Below are 24,885 nucleotides of genomic sequence, written 5' to 3'. Positions count from 1 at the left end.
CTCCACTCACAGGAACAGCGTTCGGAAATGCCAGGCGCCGCGCAGCCGCCAGTAGACCGACAGGAAGGGAATGGCCACCGAGGTGGCAACCATCTCCAGCACATGCCGGGGCGCATGCGAGGTGTTGCGCAGCCGGCGACGCGCCAGCATCAGGATCAGCAGGGCCGCCCCCGCCAGTGCCACCACGGCCGGCTCGGCCCAACCCGCCAGCGCCATCACGATCGATGCGAGGGTCAGTGCCACGATGGCGTAGTAGTCCCACGGCGGCACCGGCCGGATGCGGCTGCGATAGAGGTCGGGATGCTTGCGGTAGAGCAAGGCATCGAAGAAGACATTGCGCTGCTGCCGCAGCGACACGCCCCAGCGTTCCGGCCGCACCGGATGCCACACCTGCGCGTCGGCCACCCGGCCCACCGGGCCCAGCTGCTGAAGGCGGAACTGCAGATCGGAGTCTTCCCGCCAGGCGCGCTGGAAACGCTCGTCGAAGCCATCGATGCGCACCAGCGCCTCCCGCCGCACGAAGGCATTGGCGGTGACGAACTCGGCCGTCTCCAGGCCGCGGGTCATCAGCTCATGATCGGTCGGACGCTCCAGCCGGTCCACAGGCATCGCCAGGCGCGGCACCTGCACCCGTCCCGAGGCGGCCACCCACTCGGGATGCGCCAGCAAGGCCTGCTGACCGCGCGTCAGCCAGTGGACGTCGGGAATGGTGTCGTCGTCGGTGAAGGCAACGACCGCGCCGCGCGCCGCCAGCCAGCCGGCGTTGCGTGCCACGGCCGGACCACGCCCGCGGGCCGGGCGCAGATAGTGAATCGACGGCGCATCGGTGCGCCCTGCCAGCATTCGCACGCGGTCGCGGGTACGGTCGTCACGGCCGTCGTCCACGACCACGATTTCATACCGGTCGCGCGGCAGGTCCTGCCCCATCAACGCCAGCAGACAGCGCTCGAGCAGCATCGGACGCAGATAGGTCGGCACCACCACGGTGATGTCAGGCACCGCGCGCGCTTCGGCGGAATCCGGGGCTGACTTCAGGACGGCATTCATGTCACCACTTCCTCCATAAGTCGGGCCGCAGCGCCCGCCACCTCGGCAGGCGCCACCAGCCGCAGACAGTTGTGATGGCCCTGAACGCAGACGCTCTTCTGGCAGTTGCGGCACGGCACGTCATGGGACAGCACCCGCGCTGCCACCCGCCACGGGGTGTGCTGGGGATTGGTCAATGCATACAGGTCCACCACCGGTGTGCCGACGGCAGCCGCCAGGTGGACCGGCCCGCTGTTGTTGGCCACCAGCACGAGAGCCCCTTCAATCAGCGCCGCCAGCTCACCCAGGCTGGGCGGCTTTGCCAGCACCAGGCTGGGGAAGCGCATCACTGCGCGGGCTTCGTCGATCAGCGGCTGCTCGCTGCCACCGGCACAGAAGAGGACCGCGGCATCCGCCAGGGCCGGATCGCTGCGCATCAGATCGGCCGCCTCGCCAAAGGCTGCCGGGGCGTAACGGCGTGACGGCGCACTCGCCCCCGGATGCACCATGACATAAGGCTGGCCGGGACGCAGCCCTGCGGCCTTCAGCGCGGCGGCGGCCGACAGCCGGTCCTTGGGCAGCACCTTGAAACGCAGGCGGTCGTCGCGGGTGAACAGTCCGACATGCGCCACCAGATCGAGCTGGCGCTGCACCTCATGCCGCATGCCGTCCCGCACCACATCCGGATCCGGCAGCTCATCGCTGAGCAGGCCGTAGGCCCGCTCCCGCACATGGGCCACCGCCAGCGGAATGCCGGCCATGCGGCACAGCAGCGCTGCAGGCAAGGCGCTCTGGGTGCAGACGGTGAAGACAATGGCCGCATCAAAGTGCGCCCGGCTCAGGCGGCGCACCAGATGACGCTCGGCTTCGCCCCGCAGGTCCGCAGGTTCCTGGTCGAGTCGGGCAGCGCCTGCCTTCATCCAGGAGGCGTTGAACCCCACAATCTCGTCGACCATGTCCAGATGCGGCCGCAAGGCTTCGGTGCCGGGCGCGGCCAGCAAGGTCAGGTGGGCCCAGGGCAAGGTCTCGCGCACGGCGGCAAACGCGGGCGTGCTCATCAGCACGTCACCGAGATTGTCCAGCCGCACCAGCAGCACACGCCGCACGTTGTGCCAGCGACGGTGACGTTCCTGATCCAACAGGTCTCCCGTCATTTGGCCCCCAGCCATTGCCGTGGCATCTCGGCCATGGCGGCGACCTGTGTCAACTCAGTGGGCGCAGGTTCCCCCCGGACCGCCAGATCTGCCGTCGTCCGACGTTCCTGCAGTGCACGCGCGGCGGCGAGCTGGTCGGTCGGAATGAGGGCCGCACCGGCACCCGCCGACGCACCGCTGTGAGACATCAGGCGCAGAGACGTCTCCGCCGCACGCATGCGACGCTGACGGGCCACGCGCGTGTAGACCTGACTCAGCTTCTCGGCCACGCTGTCCCAGGTGAATTCACGCTGCACACGCGCCAGGCCGGCCCGGCCCATCATGCGGGCGAGTTCGGGATGGCTGCGCAGATCTTGCAACCGGAGGGCGAGCGACTCGGGGTCCTTCGGCGGCACCAGATAGCCGGTCAGCCCATCGACCACGGTGTGCTGAATGCCGCCCACCTCAGCCCCGATGACCGGCGTGCCGCAGGCCATGGCTTCCAGCGGCGTGATGCCGAAGGGCTCGTACCAGGGCGTGGTGACGAAGACGTCGGCGGCCAGGTAGTAGTCCCTCAGCTGCTCGCGGTCCCGACGGCCGACAAACTGCACCCAGGGTTCGCAGCCCTCCTCCTGTGCCACGCGGCGCAGACGGCCGATCTCGGGCGTGCGGACGTCGTCGGGCACGACCGTATCGCCGCCGACCACCAGCAGGCGCCACGGCGTGCTGCGATCCAGTCGACCGACAGCACGGATGACGTTGTCGATGCCCTTGCGCGGCACCAGCCGCCCCAGTTGCAGCACGATGAACTCGTCATCGGGCAGACCCAGGCGGCGACGGGCCGAGCGGCGGTCGCCGGGTCCGAATTCCTCCAGGTCCACACCGCAGGGGACCTGGGCAATGCGTCCGGGCGGCGCGCCGTAATGGGTGACGAGGTCGTGCGCATCCTGCGGACACTCCGCGATCACGCAATCCGCTTCACAGGCGATGCGGCGCTCCAGCAGCAGTCGCTCCGGCGGAAAGGCATCCGCCTCGCGTTGATGCAGCTGCCGGACGGCCCCCAGCGCATGGAAGGTCTGCATCAGGGGCAATTGCAGCTGCCGCTGCAGCCGCAGTCCCACCACGCCCGACATGAAGAAATTGGCATGCACCACGTCATACGGCAGGCTGCGGCGCATCAGGCGAAGGGCCTCGGTGCCGAATGCCTTCATGTAGGGCATCAACTGCTCCTTGGGCACGAACGACGGCGGTCCCGCATCGATATGCAGCACCCGAACGCCGGGCCGCATGTCCACTGCCGTCGGCAGGTGGCGCTGGTCGCGCCGGGTCAGCACGTCCACATGATGACCCCGCCGCGCGAGCGCTGCGGCCACATGCTGCACATACACATTCTGTCCACCCGCATCCACACTGCCCTGCTGCGCCAGCGGGGAGGCATGCTCACTGATCAATGCCACTCTCAAGGACTGGTCTGCCATGACGACTCCATTCGTGATGCCAGAGAAGCGGCAATGCACATACCAGCAGCGCTTCTCTTCGCCGACCGGATGTCCCCTGTTCATCGGTGTTTTCTCCGATCTTTGACTTCAATGGGCCGTCTAATGAACTTCGGGGCTGACATCGTTCGGCGATCGGAAAAATCGACCGACAAGCCCGATCTCCGTGCCTCACCCGCAGAAACAAAAAAAAGCGACCCGAAGGTCGCTGTGGGTCTCGCTCAAAGAGCGATCAGTTACGGTCGGCGCGTGCCGGCAGCGTCGAGTCGCGAGAACCGGCGGACGTGTTGTCCGTCGACATGGCACCCGAGCTGTTCGGGTCCATGTTGGACGTGCTGTTGTTGCCGCTGTTCATGTTGTTCGTGTTGTTCCCGTTGGTACGGTTCGGGTCCTTCCACGTGTCGGTCGTGTTGGGATTGTTCCCATTGTTCGGTGCAGCGCCCGTCCCGTCGGCGGCCGTGCCGGTGCTGTTCATCGTGTTGTTGTTCGTCGTGGTGCTGTTAGTCCCCGTGGCCGAGTTGTTCATGCCATTGTTGGTGGTCGAACGGGTCGTGGCGGTGCCCGACTTCATCTGGTCATTGTTGTTGGACAGCGGATCATTGGTGCGGTCCCGGGCGCTGGTGGTGCCCGAGCTGCCTTGCCCGTTGCCGCCGCCATTGCCGCTTTGTGCATGCAGGATGCCGACGCCGCCGGCCAGTGCCACAGCCATGGCCAGAGTGGTGATCTTCGAACGGTTGTTCATGGCAATCTCCTTGAATCGTTGAATCAAACAGGATTACGCGTAGAACCAGGCGTACACCCCGAAGCGGGGACGTCGGCCCTGTGCACAGCTCATGCGGCAAGCCCGGTGCCCGTCAACGGCGGTGCACTGGCGATGCGACGCGGCTCCAATGCCAGCGGCCGTGCCAACTGCTGCAATCGCAGGGCCACGGCCTCCAGCCGCTGCGGGAGGCCGTGTCGCTGCTCCATGCTGATGCGTGCCCGCTGGCCCATGCTGCGACGCAGCTCCGGCTGGGAGAGCATCTGCGCCATGCGCCCGGCAATGTCCTCGTGATCGCGTGCGGCCACCAGCCATCCACTGCGCCCATGCTCGACGATCTCCGGCACGCCGCCCACGCGGGTGGCGATGACCGGAAGCCCGGTGGCCATGCCCTCCATCAGCGCCAGCGGCATGGCTTCCGAATGGGAGCTGCTCACCTGCAGATCGAGGTCGTGATAGACCGGGAGCACGTCGTCGATACGACCGACCATGTGCACATGCGACGGCAAGCCCTGCCGATCGATCGCCTCGACCAGTTGCGCCCGCATCGGGCCTTCGCCCACCACCATGAAGTGCACCTCCGGCATGCGCTCATGCAGCAGCGACGCCGCGCGCAGGAACACGTCCGGCGCTTTCTCCGGGGAAAGACGTCCCACCAGGCCGACCAGCAGGGTGTCGCGCGGCAGGCCAAAGCGCTCGCGCAGGCCCTGCTCCGGCCGCGGACCGGGACGGAAGGCCAGCGTGTCGACGCCATTGGGTTCGCAGCTGAGCTTGTCCGGGTCGATGCCGAGCCCCAGTGCGTGGTAGTAGCTGTGCTGGCAGACGACGCTCAGGTGACTGCCCACCATGCGGTGCACTTCCAGGTCGGGCATGATGATCTGCCGGCCGTGGATGGTGGAGACCACCGGCACGCCGGCCAGGCGTCCCACCAGGCCCGCCAGCTGATGGGCATTGGGCAGGTGGGCATGCAGCAGGTCGACTCGCGCGTGGCGGATCAGTCCGGTCACCATCTGGATGGCGGCCCACGGCGGATCTTCCGGCATGGGCACCACCACCACCTCCGCGCCGGCGGCGCGGACGCGGTCGCTGAAGTCCCCTTCAAAGGGACAGAGCACGGTGAACCGGAAGCGGTCCCCCTGGCCCAGATGGTCGATGAGGCGTTCGACGCAGCGCTCCATGCCGCCGACGATGCCGTTGCCCACCACTTCCATTACATGCAGCCGTGGGCTCGGCGCGTCGAGTCGTGCCAGGGTCGTTTTATCCATGGGGAGCTTTCAGCTCGTTGATCTTCCGCGGCCCGCCGATGCTGCTGATCAGCAGCAGATCGGACGCCAGGGGCGCGGCACCTGGGCTTGGGCGGCGCCACCGGCACCGTCCTCATCATTGGCACTGAGACGGGGCAGCAGATGCGACGGATGGGCGCGGCTTTGCGTCCCGGCGTCCGCATCCAGCTTGAGACCGAGCCACGCGGCTGCGGTGTCGCACCAGATGCGCTGGCGGGTGTCGGCGCCCAGATCCAGTTCATCCATCAGGTCCGTCACCCACTGTCGGCGCTCCTTCACATGGGCGCCGGAACACGGCAGGAAACAATCGCTGCCGAATTGCAGCGAGCCGGCGCCCAGCACATCCAGCATGCGGGCCAGCACCTCGCGGCGATAGGCCGGTGGCGGTCCGAAGGAAATGTCCAGGCGGAACTGCGCCTGTTCATGCGGGATGCCGTGGATGCGGTCGATCAGCGCGACCGCCAGCGCCTCATCGGTCCAGGGCCAGCCCATGTGGGCCAGCGCCACCCGCGTGCGCGGATGGTCACGCAGCGCCTCGAAATAGGTGGGACGGCAAAAGCGCCCCGAGCGCCCGTCGATGAAGATGCCGCTGTGGAACAGCAGCGGCAAGGCCAGCGCATTGGCGACGGCGAACACCGGCTGTACCCGCTCTTCATACGGATACCAGCCGGTCGGCACCATCTTGCAGCCGCGCAGACCGAGGTCTTCAATCGCGTAGCGAAGGTCCTCCGGCGCCTGGGGGTCGCGTGGATCGACCACCGCAAAGCCGATCAGGCGGTCCGGATGACGGCGCACCAGGCGCGAGAGATGCTCATTGGCCCGCCGCAGCGAGGCGGCGTCGTCCAGCGAGTAGCCGTCCCCGAGAAACGGGGCCAGCAGCACGCCCTTGTCGATGCCGGCTTCATCCAGGGTGCGCAGCACATCGTCGGTATTTTCCCGACCGGTGCAGTGAAGGTGGGCGTCGATGATCATGGTCAGGCAGCCCTCAACCGGGTGCCGGCCACAGCGGCCAGCGGATGGGCCGGACGGGCCACATCGGCCAGCCAGCGGCGCACCTGCGCCGCGCTGGCATCCCAGCTGGAGGCGGCCACCACCGCCATCGAGGACTGCACCTCACGCTGCCGCTGCGCGGCGCTCAAGCCCAGCGCCTCTTCGCAGTGGCGCAAAAAGCCTTCCGCGTCATCGGCCACACGCACCACCGAGCCATACAGGCCCACCACGTCGGTCACCGGGGTGCTGACGACCGGCTTTTCGCCCGCCAGATATTCCAGCGTCTTGGTCGGGCTGATGAAGCGGGTCGATTCATTGAGTGCAAACGGCATCAGGCAGACGTCCCAGCTGGAAAGCAGGTACGGCAGCACGGGATAACGCTGCATGCCCAGCCAATGCAGATTGGGATGGCGCGGCAGGTCTTCCTGCGAGATCTTGACGACGGGGCCGGCCATCACGAATTGCCAGTCCGGACGCGCAGCAGCCATGGCATTCACCAGGGCCAGGTCCATGCGTTCGTCGATCACACCAAAGAAGCCCAGGCGCGGTCCGCCGATGCCGGCCTGCATCCGTTCGGCTTCTGCCGCTTCCGCACTGCTGGCGTCCAGCCGCATCGGCGAGAAGTGAGCGGCGTCCACCGCACTGGGCAGGCAATAGACACGCGGATTCTGGTGGCGCTTGGCCTGATGCAGGGCAGGTCCGCCACACAGCACCAGATCCGCCGACTGCATCAGGGCACTTTCGCGCTGACGCAGCTGGGGCGGCGCATGTTTGAAGGCCGAGAGCTCGTCCATGCAGTCATACACCAGGGCGCGGGGCATCAGCTCCGCCGTGAGCGGCAAGGCCATCGGGGTGTAGAGCCAGACGAGATAGTCGCGCACGCCGCGCTCGGCCAGTGCCTGTTCGAGCAGGGGCAGCAAACTGGGCAGCTGCGCATCGTCGAAGCCGGGGGCGCTGACCGGTGTGTAGGGCACCAGCACCTCGACCGGTGCACCGCCGCCGGGAGGGGATTCCAATCGGCTCTCGATCCGCGCCGGACCGGTGCGATCCAGCACCGGTTCTTCGATGAAGAGCACCTGGTAAGCGGACGCGAGCCGCGACATCAGATGTTGAGGACGCTGATAGACAAATCCCCAGCGCAAATGCGAGAACACGATGAGATGTGGCATCTTGTGTTCCGGGCACGCGCAGACACGGCGCCTCGGAAGGTGTTGAATGGCCGGCATTGCTGCCGGCGGGAGCCGGACACCAGGGTCCGGCTGGACGGCGGCCCGGACCGCCGATGGTCCTGCCGCTGATACACATCCCGAGGCCCCGCCGACGGCATCCGCAGAGGCTCCGCGGACAGGTCCGCGGAGGCGCCGTCGGCGGGAACCGGGCTTACTTCGTCTTGCTGGACGAAGAGGAGGAGGACAGGGACGAGCCCGAGCTGCTGTCACTGCCGGTGCCCAGGCTCGAAGCGCCCGTGCTGCCGGTGGAGCCCGACGAGCCCGAAGCGCCCAGCGAGCCGGAGCCGGACGAACCGGACAGGCCCGAGGAACCGGAAGCGCCGGTGGACCCGCTGGAACCCGTCAGGCCGCCGGAGCTGCCGCCCATGGAGCTGCTGCCGACCGACAGATCGGAGGTGTCCGACGAGCTGCTGCTGCCGCTGCCGCCGCGGTTGGAGCGCCACTTGTTGAAGTCCTCGCTGAACTTCTTGTAGCGATCCTGGCGCCAGGAGTGATAGTCGTCATCGAGATTGCGCAGCTGCTCGGTGCGCCACTGGTGGTAGTCCGGATCGTGGTGGGTCTGCTGGCTGCTGCCGTAGTTCTGGCCCTGGCCATAACCGCCGTAGCCGCCCTGGGACGATTGCGAGCCCTGAGAGCCGCCCTGATAACCGCCTTGAGAGGCACCCATGCCGCCCTGCGAGCCTTGATAGCCGCCGCCCTGGTAACCCCCCTGGGAGCCGCCTTGATAGCCGCCGCCCTGGTAGTTGCCGCCCTGGTAGCCCCCGGACTGCTGACCATACCCGCCGGCTTGCTGGCCGTAGCCGCCCGACTGGTAGTTGCCGCCCTGATAGCCGCCCTGGTGCCCTTGCATGCCTTGCATGCCCTGGCTGGAGCCGCCGTAGCCGCCCTGCCCGCCATAACCGCCCTGGCTGCCGTAGTTGCTCTGGCCACCATAGCCGCTCTGGCCTCCGTAGCTGCCCTGGCCGCCATAGTTGCCGCCATAGCCACTCTGGCCGCCGTAGCCGCCCGAGCCGGAGCCATAGCCGCTGGAAGCGCCATAGTGGCCGCTGAAGTCCTGCGAGCCGCCACGGTCTTCGCGCGAGCCTTCATGGCGCGGGCCCTGGTCGCGATAGTTGCCTTGCTGGCTGCCGCTCTGATAACCGGCGTAGCCTTCGCTGCCTTCATAGCTGCGCGAGCCGCCCTGCATGCTGCCGGGGTAGCTGCCTTGGGAGCCCCCTTGATAGCCGCCCTGGTAGCCGCCTTGTCCGTAATCGTCCCGTTGTCCGCCCTGACCCTGGTAGGACTGCTGGCCGTGTTGCCCTTGCGAGCTGCCGTACTGCTGCCCCTGCTGGCTGCCGTACTGCTGGCCGTAGCCGCTGCGCTGCGAGGACTGTTCTTGTTGTCCTTCATTGCGGCGCTGCTCGTCACTGCGTCCTCGGTGTTGCCCTTGCTGGTTCATGTCGCATTCCTTTCGTTCGTCTGAACGGTTGAACAAACCTCGACAGCCGGGGGACCTGAAAGATCCCTGGTGGCCTGGGTCCGTACTTCGATTCGGCAATGGGTGTGCCGAAGCGACTCAACCACAACAAATAAAAAGAAGGACGCCGAGGACGACGGAGAAGCGTTTCTTGCTGCAGGCGTTGCGACTGGAAACCCCGATGGAATCGATATTTGCAGGCGTTTTGACAAAGCGGAAGAATGAATCGGAATGGAAAATTCATTCGCCTGATTCAATGATCGCGCTAACACGCGCTTAGCCTGCGCGTACGTTCACTGACAGCACCGTTCACGACCCATTGACATCGGCCTCGGGGCTCATGACGTGCTCCTTCAGACTGTGGCGACGCGAGAAGGCCCAGCTCAGTTCGGCACCCATCAGGAACACCTGGGTGGAGTAGTACACCCACAGCATCATCACCACCAGCGACGCCGCCGCGCCATAGGCCGAGCTGACGGCACTGCGCCCGATGTAAAGCCCGATGAGTGACTTGCCCAGGCTGAACAGGGCGGCGGTAATCAGCGCACCGACCCACACGTCCCGCCAGCGGATCGGAACATCCGGCACCCACTTGTAGATCACCGCAAACATCACGGTGATGAGCGCGTAGGAGAGGCCGGCATTGAGCAGCTGCGCCAGCAGCAGGAAGTCGTCCCCCAGCCAGGGCGTCCACCACTTGCCCATGGCCGCCAGCGCCGCACTGGCGACCATCGAGACCATCGACAGGAAGCCCAGCCCCATGATCAGCCCCAGCGACAGCAGCCGCCGCCGCACCACCGCCCAGAGGCTGTGCCACACCGGCACCGACTTCGGTGGCGGCACCTTCCAGATGCGGTTGAGCGAGTTCTGCAGCTCGGCGAAGACCGAGGTGGCGCCGATGATCAGCACCACCGTGCCGATGATGGCCGCCCAGCCGCCCTCCTCCGGCCGGTTGACACGCTTGAGGAGATCTTCCACCGCCATGGCGCCCTGCAGACCGATGAGGTCGGAAAGCTGGTCCATGACTTCGCCGCGTGCAGCCTGTTCTCCGAACACCAGGCCCGCCACTGCAATCACGATGAGCAGCAGCGGCGCGATGGAAAACAGCGTGTAGTAGGCCAGCGCTGCGCCCATGCTGGGCACGTTGTCGTCGCTCCAGCCCTGGGCGGCTTCGGTGATCAGCTCGGCGGCTTCCTTGAGAGGGGTCGGCAGCTTGATGATGAGTCTCCTGGCGTGGGTGTCATGAGGGCACGAAGCCCCACCACAGCAAGGGTAATACCTGAAGCCATTCCCCGGGTCACTCTCAGGAACGCGGATTGCGGGAGAGGCGCATGGAGTCCAGCCCCCCTCGCCCGACCACATCCCAGGTGGCCTCCGGTCTATGGTCCGCCTTGTGGCCATGGCGCTGGCGGGTGCTCCTGGCCATGGTGCTGCTGGTGGCCTCCAAGCTGGCCGCCGTCGGCGTGCCGGGCCTGCTCAAGCAGATCGTTGATCACCTCACGCCATTACCGGTCATGACGGGCGCTGCAGGTGCGACATCCGTCCCGGCCCCAGCCGCTGGCGAGGTGCTGACGGTCGCGCTGAGCCTCCCGGTCTGGCTGCTGATCGGTTACGCCCTGCTGCGATATGCGAGCACCCTGTTTACCGAATTGCGGGACCTGGTCTTTGCGCGGGTGGGTAAACAGGTGGTGAGCGGCTTCTCCGAACGCGCTTTCGCGCATCTGCTGTCCATGAGCCCACGCTTTCATGCACAGCGCAATACCGGCGCGTTGGTGCGGGAGGTGGAACGAGGCACGGGCGGTCTGGGTTATCTGCTGGGCGCCGGCGTGTTCACCGTGGTGCCGACGGCGGTCGAGTTCGCGGCCGTGCTGGTCGTGCTGCTGCACTACGGACTGAACTTCGTGTTTGTCATCAGCGCCAGCATGGTGCTGTACGCCGTGTGGACCGGCTGGATGACCCGTGCCCGGGTGGAGAAGCAGCGGGTGATGAACGCCTTCGACTCGCGCGCGCACGGCCTGCTGATCGACACCCTGCTGAACTACGACGCGGTGAAGTCTCATGGCCGCGAACAGTCGGAGCGTGCACGGTATGGCAGCGTGCTGTCGGAGTTTGTGGAGGGCAGCGTGTCCAGCCAGAAGACGCTGTCGGCCCTTCATCTGGGGCAGGCCGCCATCATTGCCGCCGGCGTGGCCGGTGTCATGCTGATGGCGGGGCAGGACACGGTGCAGGGCCGCATGAGCATCGGTGACCTGGTGCTGGTCAACGCCTATCTCATTCAGGTGTTCCTGCCGCTGAACACGCTGGGCTTTGTCTTCCGCGAGACGCGCGATGCGCTGCTCAATACCGAAGCGCTGTTCACCCTGCTCGATCAGCAACCCGACATCCAGGACGCGCCCGATGCGGCTCCGCTGGCCGAGAGGGACACGACCGTCCGCTTCGAGCACATCGACTTCGGATACGACCCGCAGCGGCAGATCCTGCACGACCTCAGCCTGGAGATTCCCCACGGCAAGACCTTTGCGGTGGTGGGCAGCAGCGGCTCCGGCAAGTCCACGCTCGCGCGGCTGTTGATGCGCATGTATGACCCCGACCGCGGCCTGGTGCGCATCGGTCAGCAGGACCTGCGCCAGATTTCGCAGGAGAGCCTGCGCCAGGTGATCGGCGTGGTGCCGCAGGACCCGGTGCTCTTCAACGACACCATCGCCTACAACATCGGCTACGGGAAACCCGGCGCCACCCGCGAGGAACTGGTGGCTGCCGCACGCGCCGCACAGGCGGACGATTTCATCCGGCTGCTGCCGGAGCAGTACGACACCGTGGTGGGCGAACGCGGCTCACGGCTGTCGGGTGGGGAGAAGCAGCGCATCGCGATTGCACGGGCCTTCCTGAAGAATCCGCCGATCATCGTGCTGGATGAGGCCACTTCGGCGCTGGACACCCGGGCCGAACGGGCCATTCAGGGCGCGCTGGAGAATGTGGCCAAGGACCGCACCTCGCTGATCATCGCCCACCGGCTCTCCACCATCGTCGGCGCCGACGAGATCATCGTGATGGATCGCGGCCGCATCGCCGAGCGCGGTCGCCATGACGACCTGCTGGCCCACCGGGGACTGTATGCGCAGCTGTGGGAACTGCAGCGCCAGCAGCAGCAGGCCGAGACGCTGGAGCGCCGGCTGGCGCAGCATCCGGTGAACCTGGCGGGCCTCCTGGTGCTGAGCCTGGACAGCCTGCGCGAGCAGCTTGTGGCCGCGGACACCGAGCTCTACACCGACATCGACCTGGACGTCGCCAGCATCATCGGCGATGCAGCCCGCATGGCCCGCATCGTGCAGCTGATGTGCCAGCTGGGGCTGCATGGTGCCACCGGAGGCCGTATGGAAGCCCGGCTGGCCCGGGGGCTGATGGCCAGCTCCCTGACCATCGGGTATCACGGCCGACTGGACCTGGAGCGGCAGGAAGCGCCGGACACGCTGGAGCTGCGCACGCTGGTGGCCGGGACCAACGGCCATCTGACGGTGCTCAAGGATCCGTTTGTCGGGGTGCAGCAATACCAGCTGGACTTCCCGCTGCCCGCCCTCGCCCCCGCGCCGCTGCCCACGGCGGTGGTCCATGAAGTGATTCCCACCGAGACCGTGCCGCTGGACGAGCTGGTGGCCGCGCAGTCCCATCCGCTGAGTGGGTTGAACGTCATGTGCGTCGACGATGACGAGGACGCCCTCAGCTCGCTGGGTTATCTGCTGGAACACGACGGCGCCCGCACTGAACGCATCAGCTCGGGGCATGAGGCGCTGACCCGCCTGAATGCCCGCGCCACCGCGGACTGGCCGGATGTGCTGGTCTGCGACATCGCCCTGGGGCCGGAAGACGGCCATGCCGTGGTGCGCAGCATCCGCACGCTGGAAGCCCAGCGGGATGTGCCCCTGGACCAGCGGCTGCCCGCCGTGGCCCTGACCGGCATGGCGCAGCCGGAAGACCGGCTGCGGGCCCTGGTGGCGGGCTTCCAGCGCCACATGTCCAAACCGGTCAACCCCGATGAATTGGTGCGTGCACTGCGTCAACTGGCGCGGGTGCATGCATGAAGAAGCTTTCCCATCACCGATCACCCCTCACGTCAGGAGTCCGCATGTCACTGTCTTCCACCGCTTCCGTGGGCACGGCATCCGCCGCGGCCGACGTTCAGTCCGCATCGTCCTCGGGCCGACCGCTGTTCACGCTCGGCATCAACGCCAGCTTTCACGACTCCGCCGCGGCCCTGCTGCGCAATGGGGAAGTGCTGGCCGCGGCCGAGGAAGAACGCTTCACCCGCATCAAGCACGGCAAGCGCCCGGTGCCCTTCACCGCCTGGGAGCTGCCCTACAACGCCATTGACTATTGCCTGAAGGAAGCCGGCGTGACGCTGGCCGAGGTCTCGCATGTGGCTTACAGCTTTGACCCGCACCACTTCATCGGCGAGCGGGCGCCGGATCAGCGCTTCACCCTGCCACTGCGCCCGTCGGACTTTGATCGTGGCGACTGGGAGAGCCCGTGGGATCCGCTGTTTGCGGCCTACATCCTGAACGCACCGCGGCAGCTGACCGATGGCGTGCCGCACCACCTGCGCAAGCGCTTCACCGGCGTCAAGCATGACCGTGCGCCTTACCGCTGGCATTTTGTGCCGCACCACTTGTGCCACCAGGCGAGTGCCTTCCTGGCGGCGCCCTTCTCCAGCTGCGCGGTGATGACGCTGGATGGCCGCGGCGAGCATGCCTCCACCTGCTATGGCCGTTATCGCAACAACCGCTACGAGGCGATGGGCGAAGTGAACGTGCCGCACTCGCTGGGCCTGCTGTATGAGCAGGTGACGTCCTACCTGGGCTTCCTGCACTCCAGCGACGAGTACAAGGTCATGGCGCTCGCCGCGCTGGGCACGCCCCGCCACGCCGAGTTGCTGAAGTCACATGTGCAGGTGATGCCGGACGGTCGGTATGAAATTCGACCGATGGATCTGGAGAAGATGTTCGGTCCGCGCCGTGTGCCCGGCTCCGCGATGACGGAGGGGTATCTGGACCTGGCGGCCTCGCTGCAGGAGGTGCTGGAGGACACGGTGCTGCGGATGGCCGGCTGGCTGCGCGAGGCCAGCGGTGAAGACCGGCTGGCGATGGCCGGCGGTGTGGCGCTGAACTGCGTGATGAATGCGCGGCTGCGGGACGCCGGCATCTTCCGCGAGGTGTGGGTCCAGCCAGCGGCCGGTGATGCCGGGACGGCCCTGGGCGCCGCCTTGTGGGTGGATGCGCGCGAGCGCCGGCACGAGGCCGACACCGGGACCGCCGCCACCTTCGCGGCCTCGGCCACCCCCGCAGCCTCCCAGGCCCCCATGCCGCGCGCCGAAGCCGCGGCCGTGGCCACCCTGACGCAGGCCTCGGGGGGCGAGGCCGAGGTCGAAGGGGCGCTGACCGGTGAGCGTGGCAGCTTTGCACTGGCCCCACGCGTCTGGTCGATGCAGCACGCCTACCTGGGCCCGGCCTTCACCGATGAAGAGATCGAGGCCCTGCTCCAATGGGCGCAGCTGGACTATCGCCGCTCGGAGAATGTGGCCGAGGACACCGCCCGCCTGCTCGCCGACCACAAGGTCATCGGCTGGTTCCAGGGACGGATGGAATTCGGCCCCCGGGCCCTGGGCGCGCGATCGCTGCTGGCCTCGCCGATCGATCCCGCCATGCAGGCCCGCTTGAATGAGCTGAAGGACCGGGAGGACTTTCGCCCGGTCGCGCCGGCGATCAATCGTGAAGACCTTGCCGACTGGTTCGAGCCGGCCGAGGCCAACCAGGGGGAGTCCCCCTTCATGCTGTTTGTGTATCGGGTCAAGGCCGGTTGCAGTGAGCGCATTCCCTCCGCCCTGCACACCGACCGCACCGCCCGCGTGCAGACGGTCGACAGCGCCACCAATCCGGTCTTCCACGACCTGCTCGCCGCCGTGGGCCGGCTCACCGGGGTGCCGGTGCTGGTGAACACCTCGTTCAACGTGCGCGGCGAGCCGATCGTCGGGTCGCCCAAGGCGGCGCTGGAGGCCTTCTTCAGCACGCCGCTGGACGCGCTGGTCATCGGCTCCTTCATTCTCGAAAAACCGAAGCGTCGCGGCACGTGATTTGCCATCAATGGCCTGTAGCAACCCCAAAGGAGACCCTATGGCAAGCACCACCATCTCGTCAGACCGCGTTGAAGGCACCAAGGTCTATAACGGCAATGGCGACAAGCTCGGCACCATCGACAACCTCGTCATCGACAAGCGTTCCGGCCTGGTCCGTTACGCGGCGCTGGAATTCGGCGGCTTCATGGGCATCGGCACCGACCGTTATCCCATCCCCTGGAACATGCTGAAGTACGACACCGGCCTGGACGGTTATGTCGTGCCGCTGCGTGAAGACCAGCTGGAGAAGGCACCGAAGTACGCGCAGGCCGAACGTCCGGAGTATTCCGACGAATATGGCCGCAAGATCTACGACTACTACGGTGTGGCGTGGATGTAAGGCTGTGAAGCAAAACGCCTGGGGACGGTCCCCAGGCGCTGTGTGTTTGAGAATCCTGCAATGAAGAATCGCCCCCTCGGGGGCGATTTTCATGGGCACTTCTCAGCGGGCCGATGGACCGGGCGCTCGCGGCACCCGGCGGTCGACTGCGGCGTCAGTCTGCGGTGGGCGGGACCGATGTCGTCGCCGACGAGCCGGCCGACACCACCGGCTTGATGGCGCCGGTTCCGACAAAACGCGCATATTCAGTGCGCGGCATCACCGCGCTCATGCGGTTGTCCTCGTCTTCCCAGCCCAGGGTGACATCATGGTCCCCCACCGAGACCTTGATCGGTCCCTGCGGGATCTGCAGCATCGGGCCGTCGCCGGTGCGGTAGCTCACATCGCCGCAGACAAAGGCGCTGTTGTCCAGCGGTTGATCATCCACCTGCTGCATGGCGACCGAGGCGTCCAGCACGGACTCGTCAGCGGGATGCTCGGGGGGCAAAGGGGGTCGGGCGCTCATGGCAAATCCTCCAGGTGATCGTCCTGTCCCAGGTCATCCAGAAACTGCCACAGGCGCAAGGCCAGGGCTGTGGCGGTGCAGGAAGCCAGCGTCATCAGCATCAGCATGTCGTCCATGGGAGACCTCGTGCGTCGTGAGAGACATGAGGGCGGATGGCGCCGCACCACATGCCAAAGCTGGGCTGGGGAACAGATCGGGTTGCGATGAACACATGGTGCCCGTCGCCCCAGGGGCCCTCGAAGCGGCCAAGGCCGCAACCGGCTGTAGGTGCTCTCCCACAACCGACACCTGAAGGAAGGGCGTCGCCCTGCGAAGGGACCGGGCGGCACCTGGAAACCGATGTTTGCAAGGGGCAGCTGCAGTGCCGTACGGCGCCCTGGCTCGCGGATTGCAAGGAAGAGTCATCTCGCGACGGGTGTAGGACGAAACCGTACAACCGCCGGTTCGCATGACCGACAGCGAGCACCGAACTGCACCTATGGGCGTCGGAACCTCTGCCGCCGATAGTTCACTCAAAGCTTCCCGCAAGGAGAATCCGATGAGCACCCTCAACATCTCCGCTGAAGACCTGCAGCACTATGAAGTGCGCTTCGAATCGCTGTTCGATCCGGGCCGCGCCATGTCCTTCCCGTGTGACCACGAAGGCCATGTCGATCTGGACAGCCTCCCTGCCCGGGCGCGTAACAACTACCTCTTCGCCCGCGCCATGGTGGGCAAAGATTACCTGCCGCCTCACGTGCTGAAACATTGATGGCGTCGCAGGCGTAGGCGTCGCGATCCGACGCCAGCCCAGTCGCTGAGGCTCTGTCCTACAAACGCTTCGAGGCTTGTCTGACCTGAGAACAACGGCCCCTTCGCTACAGTGAACTCATTCCCACCCACAAGGAGTTCACCATGAACTGGGACCGAATCGAAGGCAACTGGACCCAACTCAAGGGCAAGGTCCGCGAGCAATGGGGCAAGCTGACCGATGACGACATCGACGTGATTGCCGGCAAGCGCGACCAGCTCTCCGGCAAGATCCAGGAGCGGTATGGCATTGCCCGCGATGAAGCGGACCGCCAGCTCGACACCTGGCAGAACAGCGCGGACGACCGCTGGCTGTCGTGATGAATGTCTGACCCAGCCGCTTCGGCTGCTGGTATGAAGCAAGCGGCTTCAGCTGCTTGTGTGGATCAAGCGGCCTGTGCCGCTTGAGCGCGCCAGCGATGGCACGCTCTGCTCCCCATCCGTCTCACAGGCCATCGTGAGGCTGACGAGTCGGATGGCGGGCAACAGGGAAGTCCCCTTCCCTCGCTCTTTGGTTTTTGCGTTTGACTTGTGACTCTCTCTGACTCTCTGACTGCATCCTCCCTATTGCCGCGCGGTGTCCTCGGACCTGCGCGGCCTTTTTTTTTGCGCAGTCGGCGAATGTCAGGGAGAGAAATAGCCGCGTTTGAGCGCGATGGTGACCGCGTGGGTTCGGTCATTGGCATTGAGCTTGGAGAGCACGCTCTTCATGTGCATCTTCACCGTTTCCTCGCTCACCCCCAGCGCCACACCGACCCGCTTGTTGGAGCGGCCCTCCGCCACCAGGCGGAGCACCTCGATCTCGCGCGGAGAAAGGCTGCCTTCGCTGTCCTCATCCAGCATGCGAGCGACCTCGCCCGGGATGCAGCGCTGGCCGTCATGCACCACACGGATGGTGTCCACCAGGTCCTTGCGCAGCATGCTTTTGAGCAGATACCCCATCGCCCCGCCCGCCAGCGCCCGGCGCACCTGTACATCGCCACGGTAGGTGGTCAGGATGATGATGCGGGCATCCGGGAACTCCTGCCGCAGCGCTGCCATGCAGTCGATGCCGTCCATGTCGGGCAGGCGCACATCCATCAGGGTGATGTCCGGGCGGTGCTCCCGAAACCGGGCCAGGGCTTCCTGACCGCTGGCGGCTTCCGCGACCAGGCGCAGGTCGGGCTCATCCTCCAGGGTCCCGGCAATGCCTTCGCGCAGCAGCGGGTGGTCGTCCACCGTGAGGATGCGGATGGGCGCGCCGCCGCGGCCGGTGACCGACGCCCCCGCCTCGCCCGCAGCGCTCGGGGCGGCGGGCGGTTCTGACGCCTCAGGCGTCACTTGGGGCGGGAGATGGGAAGGCAGATCGGCCATGCGCGTACGATACCGGAACGGCAGGCATCATCGGTGGATGCCCCTGCTGCGTCGATTCCCTGATGGAGTTAGGGGCTGACGGTTCAGCGTGTGAGGGATGGCGTTGCCTCTTCGAACCGGTTCACCCGGCGCAACGGCTTGAACAGCACCGCCCAGGCGCTCACGACGCCCAGGGTGCACAGCGCCCCGGTCACCGCAGCGGGCACCACGCCCAGCGCAGCCGCCGCGCTGCCCGCGCGGAACTCACCCAGCTCATTGGACGATCCGATGAACAGCATGTTGACCGCATTCACCCGGCCCCGCATGTCGTCCGGCGTGGAGAACTGCACCAGTGCACCGCGGATGTAGACGCTGACCATGTCCGCCGCTCCCGCCACCATCAGCGCGGCGAAGGACAGCCAGAAAGTCGTCGACAAGGAAAACACCAGATTGGCCAGGCCAAAGATGGCCACCGCGATGAACATCGTGCGGCCGACCCGCCGGTCAAACGGACGCATGCTCAGATAGAGCCCAGCACTGACCTCCCCCACCGCCATCGCGCTGCGCAGCGCCCCCAGGCCCTGCGGACCCGCATGCAGCACCTCGGCGGCATAGATCGGCAGCAGGGCCACGACGCCGCCCAGCAGCACCGCAAACAGGTCGAGCGAGATGGTGCCGAGAATGATCGGCCGGGTGCGGATGAAATGGATGCCGGCGCCGAAGCGCTGCCAGATGTTGCCCTGGGTGGCGGCCAGGGAGACGGCCACGGGCCTCACCCGCACCCCCAGCACGAACAGCGCGGTGCCGAGCGCAAAACAGATGCAGCAGACGGCGAAGGTCAGCTGCGCGCCGCCCCAGGCGTAGAGCAGCCCACCGACGAAGGGGCCGCCGATATTGGCCGCCCGCATCAGCATGCTGTTGGCGGCGATGGCCTGGGCCAGTTGCTCACGTGGCACGACCTGCGGCAGCAGGCTCTGCAGCGCCGGGCCGGAAAAGGCCCGGGCACAGCCAAACACGACCAGCACCGCGTAGATGCCACTCACACCGGCATGGCCGTGCCCCGCGAGCCACCACAGGCCGGCGCCGCACAGGCCGCTCAGGCCCCAGCTCAGCGCCAGGATGGGCTTGCGGCTGAAGCGGTCGATCAGGTCGCCGGCGGGCAGCAGCAGCACCAGCATCGGGAGGAACTGGGCCAGCCCCACATAGGCCAGGGCCAGGGGCTGACGGGTCAGATCGTAAACCTGCCACGCCACCACCACCGCCTGGATCTGGCCTGCGAGCACGGCCAGCAGCCGGGCGGCGAGGAAGGTGGTGAAGGCGCGTTGGCCGAAGACGCTGGCGGGCTCAGCGGTCTCGTTCGTTCCGGCGGTCCCGGCGGTCCCGGCAGATCCGGACGACGAAGGTGATGGAGAGGACGAAGGCACAGTCACGGCAGGACCACCCCGCAGGCTCGGGTTGAAGAAACCGGCCGCGACGGCGGCGAGGCCGGAAGCGGACGAGTGTAGTCAGCGCCGTAGCACCGATGGAACGCCGCTCGCACGGCTGGCGCCTGCCACGCTCAACGCGCCGGCCGCTTCATCCGGCAGGCCGTCTCCGGCACCTCGGCCTGCGCCGCATCCAGATAGCGCAAGGTCCTGAAGCCGTAGCCCGAGCCCTCGTTGTCGTGGGGCACGCCCGCCTCCCCGGCGCGACGCATGATGCTCACATACAGTGGCTGCTGCAGCTGATGGTCCGCCGGACGCATCCAGCCCTGATGCGCCACGCCCAGCTTGCGGCCATCCAGACGCAGGTTCTCCAGGGCCAGCGCCACGGCGCGCGGCTCATCCGTCCCGGCCTTTTCCATCGCCGCCACCAGCATCTCGACCATCAGCTGCATGCGGGCGTGCAGGTAGTCGTCTTCCGGCTTCGGGAAGCGCTGGCGAAACGCCTGGTAGAAGCGCTCGGACGCCATGTCGCCCGCATTGGGATGCCATTCGGCCACCGCCAGCACCCGGTCCACACCGGCCTCACCGAGCACGCCCGGCACGCCGAGCGCGTTGCCGTAGAAGGTGTAGAAGCGGGTGTTCAGGCCAAGATCCCGCGCAGACTTGATGAGCAGCGTCAGGTCATTGCCCCAGTTGCCGGTCAGCACCGCCTGCGCACCGCTGCTGCGGATCTTGCTGGCATAGGGCATGAAGTCCTTCACCCGGCCCAGCGGATGCAGTTCGTCGCCGACGATCTCCAGGTCCGGCCGCCGCTGCGCCAGCATCGCCCGCGCCTGTGTGCGCAGGTGCTGGCCGAAGCTGTAGTCCTGGCCAATGAGATAGAGCTTCTTGATCTGCCGGTCCTGCGCCATCACTTCCACCAGCGCCGCCAGCCGCATGTCGGTATGGGCGTCAAAGCGGAAGTGCCAGAAGCTGCATTGCGCGCCGGTCAGCACCGGGTCCACCGCCGCATAGTTCAGCAGCAGCGCGCGGTGGTCAGGGTCGCGTTCGTTGTGGCGCTCCAGAGCGCTGATGAGGGCACTGGCCACCGCCGAGCTGTTCCCCTGCAGGACGAGCTTCACCCCCTGGTCGGTCGCGGCGCGCAGCATGGAGAGGGATTCCTCCACCGAGCCCTTGCTGTCGTAGCGCACCACCTGCAGCGGACGCGCACCGCCCGGCAGCTTCACGCCGCCGCGGGCATTCACCCGTTCACTGGCCCAGATGAGGTTGCGAAAGACCGCTTCTCCGCCATTGCCCAACGGGCCGGAGAGGCCTTCGATGAGGCCCAGGCGAATGGGGGCCTGTGTCGATGTGGCCAGACGAGCCGGCGTCGGAGCTGGAGCCGGCGTCGCCCCTGGAGCAGGGGCAGCAGCAGCGACGGCGGGGAGAAGGAAGTGTGCCATCAGCGCAAGCGCAAGCCCGAGCACTGAACAAGCGTGGGAGAGACTGCCAGGACGACGCCGGACCTTTGGGACGGCAGCCGCAGGCCCTCCCTGCCCGTCCTGCCTGTCACTGCCCTTCCTGCCAGCCCGGGCCCCGTTCCGAAACATCCCCGGCGCGCCACCTGTCTCGCGCCCCGCCATGGCCGGCCGCGCCCCTTCATCCGTCACTCGCATACCCCGGTCAGATCGACGCCAGATCCCAGCGCGGACGGACTTCAAAGCCGCCTCCGCGTGTCAGGGCGCCCATGTCTCGCTGCAGCCGCAGCGCGGCGGCCAGGGCGATCATGGCGCCGTTGTCGGTGCACAGATGCAGCTCGGGATAGTGCACCCGCACCTTGCGGCGCTCGCAGGCGGCATTCAGCTGCTCGCGCAGATGGCGGTTGGCGCCCACGCCACCGGCCACGACGAGACGCTTCAACCCCGTTTCCTTCAGCGCCAGCATCGATTTCTTCACCAGCACTTCCACGATGGCTGCCTGGGTGGACGCGGCCAGATCGGCCCGCTGCGCCTCAGTGATGCCACCCGGCTGCTGCTCCAGCTTGCGCACCTGCGTCAGCACCGCCGTCTTGAGTCCGGCGAAGCTGAAGTCTGGCTTGCCGCTGTGCAGCAGTGGACGCGGCAAGGCAAACGCATCGGGCTGCCCCTGCTCCGCCAGCCGCGACAGGTGCGGCCCGCCCGGATACGGCAGGCCCAGCAGCTTGGCGGACTTGTCGAAGGCTTCGCCGGCGGCGTCGTCGATGGTTTCACCGAGCAGCTCGTAGCTGCCAACATCGTCCACCCGCATCAGCTGGGTGTGGCCGCCGGACACCAGCAGGGCCACGAACGGAAACTCCGGCGGATCGGCCGACAGGAACGGCGACAGCAGATGCCCTTCCAGGTGATGCACGCCCAGCACCGGACGGTCCAGCGCTGCGCCCAGCGATGCCGCCACGCCCGCGCCGACGAGCAGCGCCCCGGCCAGGCCCGGCCCCTGGGTGTAGGCGACGACGTCGATGTCCTGCAGCGACAGGCCCGCGCCCGCCAGCACCTCACGCGTCAGCGGCAGCACACGCCGGATGTGATCCCGCGAGGCCAGCTCCGGCACCACGCCGCCATAGGCCTGATGCATGCTGATCTGGCTGTGCAGCGCATGCGACAGCAGGCGCGGCACGCCGTCGCCGGAAGCATCCACCAGCGCCACGCCGGTTTCGTCGCAGGAAGATTCAATGCCGAGGACACGCATGGACAGATCCGGGGATCAGTGGTTTTCCTTGGCGTGATTGATCGAGTACTTGGGGATCTCGACCGTCACCGGCGTGTTGGACAGAATGGCCTGGCAGGACAGACGCGAATGGGGCTCCAGGCCCCAGGCGCGGTCCAGCATGTCTTCCTCGTTCTCTTCCATCTCGGAGAGGGACGAGAAGCCTTCCCGCACGATCACGTGGCAGGTGGTGCAGGCGCAGACCTGGTCACAGGCGTGTTCGATTTCCACGCCGTTGTCCAGCAGCGCCTCGCAGATGGTGGTGCCGGCCGGCGCCTCCAGGGTGCGGCCTTCGGGCGCGTATTCGGGATGGGGAAGGATCTTGATGATGGGCATGGGGGTTCCTTGGGGCGCGGGGGCTGCCTGGGTCAGACCGAATCGATGCTGCGGCCGGTCAGGGCCTGCTGGATGCCGCGGTTCATGCGCGCAGCGGCGAAGCCTTCGGTGCCCTTGGCCAGCGCCTCGACGGCGCCGGTGATCGCATCGGCATCCTCCGACTGAGCCAGCGTACGCAGCTCGGCTTCCAGCGACGCAATGGCCTGGCGCTCGTCATCGTTCAGCAGGTCGCCGTCCGCCTTCAGCGCCGAGGCGGTGGCGAGCAGCATGCGCTCGGCTTCGACCCGGGCTTCCCGCAGCTTGCGGGCCTGCATGTCGCTCTCTGCGCTGGCAAAGCCTTCACGCAGCATGTTGGCGATCTGGTCGTCCGAGAGGCCATAGCTGGGCTTGACCTGCACCGCGGCTTCGACACCGGAATTCATTTCACGGGCGGAGACGCTCAGCAGACCATCCGCATCCACCTGGAAGCTGACGCGGATGCGGGCGGCGCCGGCAGCCATCGGCGGGATGCCCCGCAGCTCGAAGCGGGCCAGCGAGCGGCACTCGCTCACCAGTTCGCGCTCGCCCTGCAACACATGCACCGCCAGGGCCGTCTGGCCGTCCTTGAAGGTGGTGAAGTCCTGGGCCTTGGCCACGGGGATGGTGGCGTTGCGCTCGATGATGCGCTCCACCAGCCCGCCCATGGTCTCCAGACCCAGGGACAGCGGAATCACGTCCAGCAGCAGGATCTCACCATCGGCGCTGTTGCCGGCCAGCTGGTTGGCCTGCACGGCGGCGCCCAGGGCCACAACCTCGTCGGGATTCAGGTTGGTCAGCACTTCGCGGCCGAACAGCTCGCCGACGGCGCGGCGCACCACCGGCATGCGGGTGGAACCGCCGACCATCACCGTGCCCTGCACCTCTTCGGCGGTGACCTTGGCATCGCGCAGCACGCGGCGCACCGCGAGCAGGGTTTTGTCGACCAGCGCGCGGGTGAGCGTATCGAACTGATCGCGGGTGACCGGCACCGACAGGCGGCCGGCGTCCAGCGCGGCGCTCAGCGTCACCTGCGGCTGATCCGTCAGCCCTTCTTTCGCGGCGCGGGCCGCCACCAGGACGCGGCGTTTGTCCTGCGCGGTGCTCACCGTGAGGCCGGCCTGCTGCAGGGCCCAATCGGCCAGCAGGCGGTCGAAATCGTCGCCGCCCAGCTGCGCATCGCCGCCGGTGGCCACCACTTCGAACACACCGCGGGTCAGGCGCAGCAGGGAGATGTCAAAGGTGCCGCCGCCGAGGTCATAGACGGCATAGAGGCCTTCGCTGCCGTTGTCCAGGCCATAGGCGATGGCAGCGGCGGTGGGCTCGTTGATCAGGCGCAGCACATTCAGGCCCGCCAGTTCGGCGGCATCCTTGGTGGCCTGACGCTGCGCGTCGTCGAAGTAGGCCGGCACGGTGATGACCGCGCCGAACAGATCGTCATTGAAGGTGTCTTCCGCCCGCTGGCGCAGCGTGGCCAGGATCTCGGCGGAGATTTCCACCGGCGACTTCGGGCCTTCCCGCGTCACCAGACTGAGCATGCCGGGCGTGTCTTCGAACTGGTAGGGCAGTTGCTCGCGACCCACCACATCGGCCACCCGACGGCCCATGAAGCGCTTGACGGACACCAGGGTGTTTTCCGGATCGTCCGCCTGGGCAGCCAGGGCATCAAAGCCGATCTGCCGGCGACCTTCCGGCAGGATGCGCACGGCGGAGGGCAGGATCACCCGCCCCTGCTCGTCCGGCAGGCATTCCGAGAGGCCATGGCGCATGGCGGCCACCAGGGAATGGGTGGTGCCCAGGTCAATGCCGACGGCAATGCGGCGCTGATGCGGATCGGGCGAGGCGCCGGGTTCGGAAATCTGGAGCAAGGCCATGGTGGGGACT

21 protein-coding genes are annotated in these 24,885 nt (G+C 67.0%); 5 read left to right on the top strand and 16 right to left on the bottom strand.

Features of this window, described 5'->3' with window-relative positions; translation table 11 throughout:
- Positions 1-6: 6 nt before the first annotated feature.
- The 9 genes from FHS28_RS00320 to FHS28_RS00280 form a co-directional block, all read right to left on the bottom strand.
- Complete coding sequence (locus FHS28_RS00320) at positions 7-1,047, bottom strand: glycosyltransferase family 2 protein (protein ID WP_088449606.1); 1,041 nt, start codon at positions 1,045-1,047, stop codon at positions 7-9.
- Complete coding sequence (locus tag FHS28_RS00315) at positions 1,044-2,165, bottom strand: glycosyltransferase family 9 protein (RefSeq protein WP_246409375.1); 1,122 nt, start codon at positions 2,163-2,165, stop codon at positions 1,044-1,046. The genes FHS28_RS00320 and FHS28_RS00315 overlap by 4 nt, the downstream gene beginning before the upstream one ends.
- An 11-nt stretch (positions 2,166-2,176) precedes the next feature.
- On the bottom strand, positions 2,177-3,622 hold the full coding sequence (locus FHS28_RS00310) for a glycosyltransferase family 4 protein (RefSeq protein WP_088449777.1): 1,446 nt from the start codon (positions 3,620-3,622) through the stop codon (positions 2,177-2,179).
- Between the two features lie 265 nt (positions 3,623-3,887).
- The gene (locus FHS28_RS00305) at positions 3,888-4,397 is read right to left on the bottom strand and encodes a hypothetical protein (RefSeq protein ID WP_088449608.1); all 510 of its coding nucleotides are present in this window, start codon (positions 4,395-4,397) and stop codon (positions 3,888-3,890) included.
- An 89-nt stretch (positions 4,398-4,486) separates the two neighbouring features.
- The gene (locus FHS28_RS00300; RefSeq protein WP_088449609.1) at positions 4,487-5,680 is read right to left on the bottom strand and encodes a glycosyltransferase; all 1,194 of its coding nucleotides are present in this window, start codon (positions 5,678-5,680) and stop codon (positions 4,487-4,489) included.
- Between the two features lie 48 nt (positions 5,681-5,728).
- Complete coding sequence (locus tag FHS28_RS00295; protein WP_088449610.1) at positions 5,729-6,670, bottom strand: amidohydrolase family protein; 942 nt, start codon at positions 6,668-6,670, stop codon at positions 5,729-5,731.
- Positions 6,671-6,672: 2 nt separating this feature from the next.
- Positions 6,673-7,857 carry a glycosyltransferase gene (locus tag FHS28_RS00290; protein WP_221193643.1) on the bottom strand — a complete coding sequence of 395 codons (1,185 nt, stop codon included), beginning with the start codon at positions 7,855-7,857 and terminating at the stop codon, positions 6,673-6,675.
- 211 nt (positions 7,858-8,068) lie between these two features.
- Positions 8,069-9,355 (bottom strand): hypothetical protein, encoded by a 1,287-nt coding sequence (locus FHS28_RS00285; RefSeq protein ID WP_088449612.1) that lies wholly within the window; start codon positions 9,353-9,355, stop codon positions 8,069-8,071.
- 327 nt (positions 9,356-9,682) lie between these two features.
- Positions 9,683-10,552, bottom strand: a complete 870-nt coding sequence (locus FHS28_RS00280; protein ID WP_310736742.1) for a YihY/virulence factor BrkB family protein — start codon at positions 10,550-10,552, stop codon at positions 9,683-9,685.
- A gap of 152 nt (positions 10,553-10,704) precedes the next feature.
- Here FHS28_RS00280 and FHS28_RS00275 point away from each other — a divergent pair, with 152 nt between their 5' ends.
- The 3 genes from FHS28_RS00275 to FHS28_RS00265 all read left to right on the top strand — a co-directional run bounded on the left by FHS28_RS00275 (position 10,705) and on the right by FHS28_RS00265 (position 15,879).
- The gene (locus tag FHS28_RS00275; protein ID WP_088449613.1) at positions 10,705-13,452 is read left to right on the top strand and encodes an ATP-binding cassette domain-containing protein; all 2,748 of its coding nucleotides are present in this window, start codon (positions 10,705-10,707) and stop codon (positions 13,450-13,452) included.
- Between the two features lie 125 nt (positions 13,453-13,577).
- The gene (locus FHS28_RS23935; protein WP_246409527.1) at positions 13,578-15,497 is read left to right on the top strand and encodes a carbamoyltransferase family protein; all 1,920 of its coding nucleotides are present in this window, start codon (positions 13,578-13,580) and stop codon (positions 15,495-15,497) included.
- Positions 15,498-15,537: 40 nt separating this feature from the next.
- A complete protein-coding gene (locus FHS28_RS00265; protein WP_088449614.1) occupies positions 15,538-15,879 on the top strand; it encodes a PRC-barrel domain-containing protein in 342 nt (113 codons plus the stop codon).
- A gap of 154 nt (positions 15,880-16,033) precedes the next feature.
- On the opposite strand, the gene FHS28_RS00260 is transcribed toward FHS28_RS00265, so the two are convergent.
- Positions 16,034-16,384 (bottom strand): hypothetical protein, encoded by a 351-nt coding sequence (locus tag FHS28_RS00260; protein ID WP_184293908.1) that lies wholly within the window; start codon positions 16,382-16,384, stop codon positions 16,034-16,036.
- A 538-nt stretch (positions 16,385-16,922) separates the two neighbouring features.
- Between FHS28_RS00260 and FHS28_RS00255 the strand changes: the two genes are divergently transcribed.
- Positions 16,923-17,135, top strand: a complete 213-nt coding sequence (locus tag FHS28_RS00255; protein ID WP_088449616.1) for a hypothetical protein — start codon at positions 16,923-16,925, stop codon at positions 17,133-17,135.
- A gap of 143 nt (positions 17,136-17,278) precedes the next feature.
- A complete protein-coding gene (locus FHS28_RS00250; RefSeq protein WP_088449617.1) occupies positions 17,279-17,494 on the top strand; it encodes a CsbD family protein in 216 nt (71 codons plus the stop codon).
- 303 nt (positions 17,495-17,797) lie between these two features.
- Here the strand turns inward: FHS28_RS00250 and FHS28_RS00245 are convergent, their stop codons facing one another.
- The 6 genes from FHS28_RS00245 to hscA all read right to left on the bottom strand — a co-directional run bounded on the left by FHS28_RS00245 (position 17,798) and on the right by hscA (position 24,875).
- Positions 17,798-18,526 (bottom strand): response regulator, encoded by a 729-nt coding sequence (locus tag FHS28_RS00245; protein ID WP_088449618.1) that lies wholly within the window; start codon positions 18,524-18,526, stop codon positions 17,798-17,800.
- Between the two features lie 83 nt (positions 18,527-18,609).
- The gene (locus FHS28_RS00240) at positions 18,610-19,797 is read right to left on the bottom strand and encodes an MFS transporter (protein WP_246409526.1); all 1,188 of its coding nucleotides are present in this window, start codon (positions 19,795-19,797) and stop codon (positions 18,610-18,612) included.
- 266 nt (positions 19,798-20,063) lie between these two features.
- Positions 20,064-21,371, bottom strand: a complete 1,308-nt coding sequence (locus FHS28_RS00235; RefSeq protein WP_088449620.1) for a branched-chain amino acid ABC transporter substrate-binding protein — start codon at positions 21,369-21,371, stop codon at positions 20,064-20,066.
- A gap of 220 nt (positions 21,372-21,591) precedes the next feature.
- Entirely contained in the window at positions 21,592-22,632 is a 1,041-nt protein-coding gene (gene tsaD, locus FHS28_RS00230; RefSeq protein WP_088449621.1) for a tRNA (adenosine(37)-N6)-threonylcarbamoyltransferase complex transferase subunit TsaD, read from the bottom strand.
- A gap of 15 nt (positions 22,633-22,647) precedes the next feature.
- A complete protein-coding gene (gene fdx / locus FHS28_RS00225; protein ID WP_088449622.1) occupies positions 22,648-22,986 on the bottom strand; it encodes an ISC system 2Fe-2S type ferredoxin in 339 nt (112 codons plus the stop codon).
- Between the two features lie 32 nt (positions 22,987-23,018).
- On the bottom strand, positions 23,019-24,875 hold the full coding sequence (hscA, locus tag FHS28_RS00220; protein ID WP_088449623.1) for a Fe-S protein assembly chaperone HscA: 1,857 nt from the start codon (positions 24,873-24,875) through the stop codon (positions 23,019-23,021).
- Positions 24,876-24,885 lie beyond the last annotated feature (10 nt).

This window comes from Roseateles terrae (genome assembly GCF_014192155.1).
Classification (GTDB): Bacteria; Pseudomonadota; Gammaproteobacteria; order Burkholderiales; family Burkholderiaceae_C; genus Roseateles; species Roseateles terrae.
The sequence above is the reverse complement of the archived record's forward strand: the minus strand, read 5'-3'. Positions and strand labels throughout refer to the sequence as shown.